We start from the raw sequence: 5,517 nt of genomic DNA on the forward strand, positions 1-5,517 counted from the left end.
CAGTCCGACGCCATTCTGGGGGGCAACTTCGACCAGGTCAAACCCATCGTGCGTGACGACGCCCCGGTCACCGGCGACGTGCTGTGGTCCTGCACCACCTGCCGGGCCTGTGAGGACATTTGCCCGGTGAACATCGAACATCTTGATTTCATTGTCGAAGCGCGCAAGCACCAGGTGCTCATGGAAGCCAGTTTTCCGCCGGAGGTCCAGGAGACCTTCACCAACCTAGAAAACCAGGCCAACCCCTGGGGTTTCGGCGCCGACAGCCGGGCGGACTGGTGCAAGGGCATGGACGTGTCGTTGATGGGCGACAACCCGGATGCCGATCTGCTCTGGTTTGTTGGATGCGCCGGGTCCTTTGACGACCGGGGCAAGAAGATCTCCCAGGCCATGGCCCGGGTGCTTCAGCGCGCCGGTGTGAACTTCGCCATCCTCGGCCCGGAGGAATCCTGCAACGGCGACATGGCCAGGCGGGCCGGCAACGAATACCTGGCCCAGATGCTGATTCAGCAGAACGTTGAGATTCTCAACGGGTACAAACCCAAACGAATTCTGACCGGCTGCCCCCACTGCTTCAATATCATCAAGAACGAATACCCCCAGTTCGGCGCCGCCTACCCGGTGGTCAGCCACGCTGAACTGCTTTTCGACCTGCACAAGCAGGGGCGCCTGAAGCCCAACGGTAACGGCACTGGGTCGCTGACGTTCCACGATTCCTGCTATCTGAGCCGCTGGAACGGTATTGTCCAGCCGCCCCGCGATCTGCTGCGCTCCATGAACAACGGCCAGTTGACCGAAATGCAGCGTATCCGTGAAAAAGGATTCTGCTGCGGTGCCGGCGGCGGCCGCATGTTTATGGAAGAGACCCTGGGAAAACGCATCAACGTGGACCGGGCCGAAGAGGTGATGCGAAGCGGTGCGGCCACCGTGGCCGCCGCCTGCCCTTTCTGCGCCACGATGCTCTCGGACGGCCTCATGGACAAGGAGTCGGCCATCGTCGTCAAGGATATTGCCGAGATCGTTGATGAGGCGACGGCTTAGATTCGCGAGGATCGTTTGATTGGTCTTATTGGTTGAATTGGTTGAATTGGTTGAACCGATAACCCGGAACAAAATAGCTGTTGAGCTAATGAGCTGATCAGCGAAAAGCTCAAGGCTCAAGGCTGAACCCAGAACCCACCGGAGGTGGCGATGCCCGTCGAAGCCAATATCGTAGACATATTAAAGAAAAACAAGATCGCCTACGAGGTGGTCGAACACGAACCGGTTTACACCAATCCGGCCATGGCCGAGGCGCTGGGGGTCAGCGAAGGCGAAACCGTCAAGTCTCTGGTTCTGCTGACCAAGGAAAAGCAAATGGTTGTGCTGGTGATGCCCGGTGATAAAAAAGTGGACTGGAAAAAAGCCGCAGCAGGCATCGGGACCAAAAAGGTCGCCTTTGCCAAACCCGAGGATGTGCTGGAAAAAGTGGGCTGCGAAGTGGGCTGTGTGCCGCCCTTCGGCCAGTTGACACCGCTCCCGATTTTCATGGATCCGGACCTGGCCAAAAAGGACATGGTTTATTTCAACCCGGGCAAGCACGACAAATCCTTCAAGATCAAAGCCTGGGATCTCAAGAAAGTCAGCAAACCGAAATTTATCTGATCTGGTACCCAATGACAGGGGCGCCGGAATGATCCGCCGGCGCTCACTTGACAATCGGTTCCCGCCTGCGTAATTTCCCTAATCGTGACATTTCTTTTACTGGCTTTTTTCGTGGCGATCCATTAGAGATCCCTATCGGTAAACTCCTGGATGCTATTTTCAGGGCCAAGGCGTAAATCGTAAATAGCGCCCTGCCGAGGCGCTGTATTAACCTATCAATCGAGAGTTTTATGAATCCTGTTGCTTATCCCAGTCGGACGTTTTTATCACTTATCGCCGGTGGCTTGTTATTCCTGATGGCTGGCAGTGCCGCTGCTTCAGACACGCCTGCGGATTTGCCGTCGGATGTAACATCGACGCTTCATTACCTTCTGGACCTGGTCGACAACGAGGGTGGTGCGGCCTTTGATGCGCGGCACATCGAGCCGCTTATGACGTTTCTACTGTCTCCCAAAACCGACGACACCCTTTACCGTGCCGACGACTCCTTCGACGCGCCATCCGCCTATAATGAATTTACCGTCAATACCGGTGTCCAGCGTATTACCGATTACATTCTGGATGCCGATATTCCGTCCTTTTTCTTTTGGCCGTCCTCCCTGCGGTTGTCCCGGTGGACCCGGGTGGACGGCGGTGATCAGCAGTTTGAACGGCTGCGATCGGCATCCAACGGCTCGAAGACCCCTTTTATCCTCAAAGGGGCCGAACATATCGCCATCACACCGGATCAGCACACCGGCGCTTACTATAGTTACGATGTCGACAGGCTGGTCATCCTCAGCCCCTACCAGAAGGGGAAGGTCATGATCAATGTATACCGGCAGCAGGAACCGTCGGCGGTGGGCAGAAGAGGGTGGGTGCTGGGCAAAGACGAAGAGTGGAGCTACCTGTACACCCCGGATAAGGGATTGAACGTCAAGGGACTGGGCTGGGCCGATACCTATATGTACGATTCATTCGGGGTGACCGTTTATTACCAGGCGGATCCTAAAAAACCGGTTGTCACCTGTGGGACCGTCAGTTGGGTCAAGGCCGGCTGGGCAGGGATAAACATGGTCAAATCCAAACATATTCATCGGGGACTGGTCCGCGTGGCTGACGCGTTTACAGCGGTGCTGGAAGACCCCCGGCTGCCGGAGCCTGCCCAATTGGCGGAGACCTTTTCAAAATCCAAGGATATTCCGACCCCCACGCTGAGGGCATACGCCAAGGATTATTTATCCGGCCTGGAACAGCGCATCGCGTCATCCGATACCCTGTTGAAAAAAGTCGGCGGTAAGTTTGACAGCCAAACCTTGCTCGAGCAGATGACCCACGATGAGCTATACGCCGCACTGGCCCTGGACTATCTTAAAAAGCTTCTCGGACATGATCCTGTGATGGATTCCCACCCGTTTTAAAAGCAGCCTACCATCATCTGCCTCTGGGTGGCCATGTCCATCTGTGCCCGAGAGGGATTTGATATCCTTTCTTCACCTCCAATGGATCCCCGTCTGCCCGCCTCCTGCAGTATAGCTTGCCTCAGTGAACCGTCAACTGCTTGAGATCTTCATCCGCCCGCCAATTGATCACCCCCATCACCAATCGGCATTCACCAATCAACAACGATTGGGAACGTTTCGTGCTATCTTGGTGTCTACCCATCGGAACGGTTTTAGGACAAACCCCATAATCGTTTCAGTACAAACCTTCAAATCTATTGGACTAAAAATAAAAAATGATTTGTTGATCAGCCAAGGAGATGTTATAAAGCTTTGCATACAAATTATTTATTGCGAAGCATCGGGTCTAATATCCCGTCGCTTGCGACGATAAAAAGATCCGATCCTTGGTGATACCCCGCTGCTTGCGGCGGGGTAGTTCATTTAAACTTTGTGTCATTCACCCATCCTCAGATAATATCAATTGCTTGGAATTCTGCATGGAGAGAGCGAAAAAACCGGAGTTCGGATTACCTGATTTATTTTGAATTAAAAATTTAAATATCTATAATAAATTTGTTTGCGTACAAATTTATATGGTTAATATTTTTTTAGCTGCCGGAGATAAAATGGTGAATAAAGATGATTTCAGGCAAGATTTAACGAGCATCATCACCAATGACGTACTGATCGCCATTCGTAAAATCATCCAATCCATCGCCCTGAATTCCAAGAGCCTGGTCAAGCGGGTCGGCCTGACCGGCCCGCAGTTGATGATTTTGCAGGAGGTCGTCCAGGCCGGCGAAGTGTCGGTGGGCGAAGTCGCCAAGGCCATCAGCCTGAGTCAGGGAACGGTGACCGGGATACTGGAGCGCATGGAAAAAAGGGGCCTGGTAACCAGAAGGCGAAGTAATTCCGACCGGCGGCGGGTGCTGGTACAGGCCACGGTTGCCGGCGAGGAATTGATGCAAACGGCACCGCCGATTATGCAAGAGGCCTTTGTGGAGCGGTTCGGTGCCCTGCAGGATTGGGAGCAGGCCATGATCTTGAGTGCCCTGCAACGGCTGGTGGCCATCATGGATGCCAAAGCGATCCACGCCGCACCGATTCTGGCCGCCGGTCCCATAGAGGAATCGGTGGCTAAACAGCCATCCGCAAAATAAATTGTGCTGCATTAAAAAAAGGAGGGAAGCATGTCCCGTTTGAAAGATCTAGAACGTTCGTTGAGAGCAGGCAAAATCACTCGTCGAGAGTTTCTCGCTTATGTGTCGGCCCTGGGCCTGGTTACAACCATATCGCCGGCACTGCTGCCCGCCAGGGCATATGCTGCCACGCCGAAAAGAGGCGGCCGACTGCGGCTTGGATTGAGCGGCGGTTCTACTACTGATTCCCTTGATCCTGCTACGATTACCGATGCCGTCGGGCAGAGCGTTAACTGGTCGCTTCGCAACAATCTGGTTGAAATCGACGCGGATGGCAAACCGATTCCCGAACTGGCCGAAAGCTGGGAATCCACCCCCGATGCCGCCCAATGGGTATTCAAGATCCGTAAAGGGGTCGAATTCCACAATGGAAAAACGTTGGATGCCCAGGACGTGGTTGAAACGATCAATCACCACAGGGGAGAGGAATCCAAGTCGGCGGCCAAGGGCATCGTCGATCCCATCAAGGATATCAAGGCCGACGGCAAGAATACGGTCGTATTCGTTCTGCATGGCGGCAACGCCGATTTTCCCTTTATCATGAGTGATTATCATTTGACGATCCAGCCGGCCGGCACCAAGGGGGCCGAGTTCGAAAAAGGGATCGGTACCGGTGGGTACATGCTGGTATCCCATGAACCGGGGGTGAGGGCGCTGACCAAGCGCAATCCCAATTTCTGGAAAGCAGACCGGGCACATTTTGACGAAATTGAAACCATCAGCATTGCCGATTACAGCGCCCGCACCAATGCGTTGAAAACCGGTCAAGTGGATCTGATCAATCGTTGTGATGTTAAAACTGTGCATCTGCTGAAAAAAGCACCTGGGATCCAGATCGTTCAGGTGACCGGAACGAGGCATTACACCTTACCCATGCGGACCGATGTGGCACCTTTTGACAACAACGATGTGCGTTTGGCCCTGAAGTACGCCCTTGATCGGGAGCAGATGCTGAAATTGATCCTGCGGGGATACGGCAGCTTGGGTAACGACCACCCCATCGCACCGTCGAACCGCTATTACGCCGCTGATCTGCCCCAGCGGCAATACGATCCGGATAAAGCCAAGTTCCATTTGAAAAAAGCCGGGTTGACCGGGCATACCTTCAAACTGCACGCCGCCGATGCCGCTTTCGGTGGGGCCGTCGATGCGGCGGTCCTTTTCAGGGAGCATGCCGCCAAAGCCGGAATAAGCATCGATGTCGTAAAAGAGCCCAATGACGGCTATTGGAGCAATGTCTGGATGAAAAA

5 protein-coding genes are annotated in these 5,517 nt (G+C 54.1%); all 5 read left to right on the forward strand.

Annotation, left to right across the window (positions count from 1 at the left end; translation table 11 throughout):
- The coding region (locus QNK41_RS19380) for a (Fe-S)-binding protein (RefSeq protein WP_319260357.1) at nt 1-1,041 on the forward strand (1,041 nt) is incomplete at its 5' end.
- Nucleotides 1,042-1,191: 150 nt separating this feature from the next.
- Nucleotides 1,192-1,644, forward strand: a complete 453-nt coding sequence (locus QNK41_RS19385) for a YbaK/EbsC family protein (RefSeq protein ID WP_319260360.1) — start codon at nt 1,192-1,194, stop codon at nt 1,642-1,644.
- Nucleotides 1,645-1,874: 230 nt separating this feature from the next.
- Nucleotides 1,875-3,044: a hypothetical protein gene (locus QNK41_RS19390; protein WP_319260363.1), complete on the forward strand. Its 1,170-nt coding sequence runs from the start codon at nt 1,875-1,877 to the stop codon at nt 3,042-3,044.
- A 650-nt stretch (nt 3,045-3,694) separates the two neighbouring features.
- Entirely contained in the window at nt 3,695-4,228 is a 534-nt protein-coding gene (locus QNK41_RS19395; protein WP_319260365.1) for a MarR family winged helix-turn-helix transcriptional regulator, read from the forward strand.
- A 30-nt stretch (nt 4,229-4,258) separates the two neighbouring features.
- Nucleotides 4,259-5,517 (forward strand): ABC transporter substrate-binding protein (locus QNK41_RS19400; protein ID WP_319260368.1); only part of this gene is annotated, 1,259 nt, incomplete at its 3' end.

This window comes from Desulfosarcina sp., assembly GCF_033791525.1.
Classification (GTDB): Bacteria; Desulfobacterota; Desulfobacteria; order Desulfobacterales; family Desulfosarcinaceae; genus Desulfosarcina.

Coding starts and splice junctions, on each gene's coding strand:
- QNK41_RS19390 (WP_319260363.1), top strand. CDS start 1,875: ATGAATCCTGTTGCTTATCCCAGTCGGACGTTTTTATCACTTATCGCC.
- QNK41_RS19395 (WP_319260365.1), top strand. CDS start 3,695: ATGGTGAATAAAGATGATTTCAGGCAAGATTTAACGAGCATCATCACC.
- QNK41_RS19385 (WP_319260360.1), top strand. CDS start 1,192: ATGCCCGTCGAAGCCAATATCGTAGACATATTAAAGAAAAACAAGATC.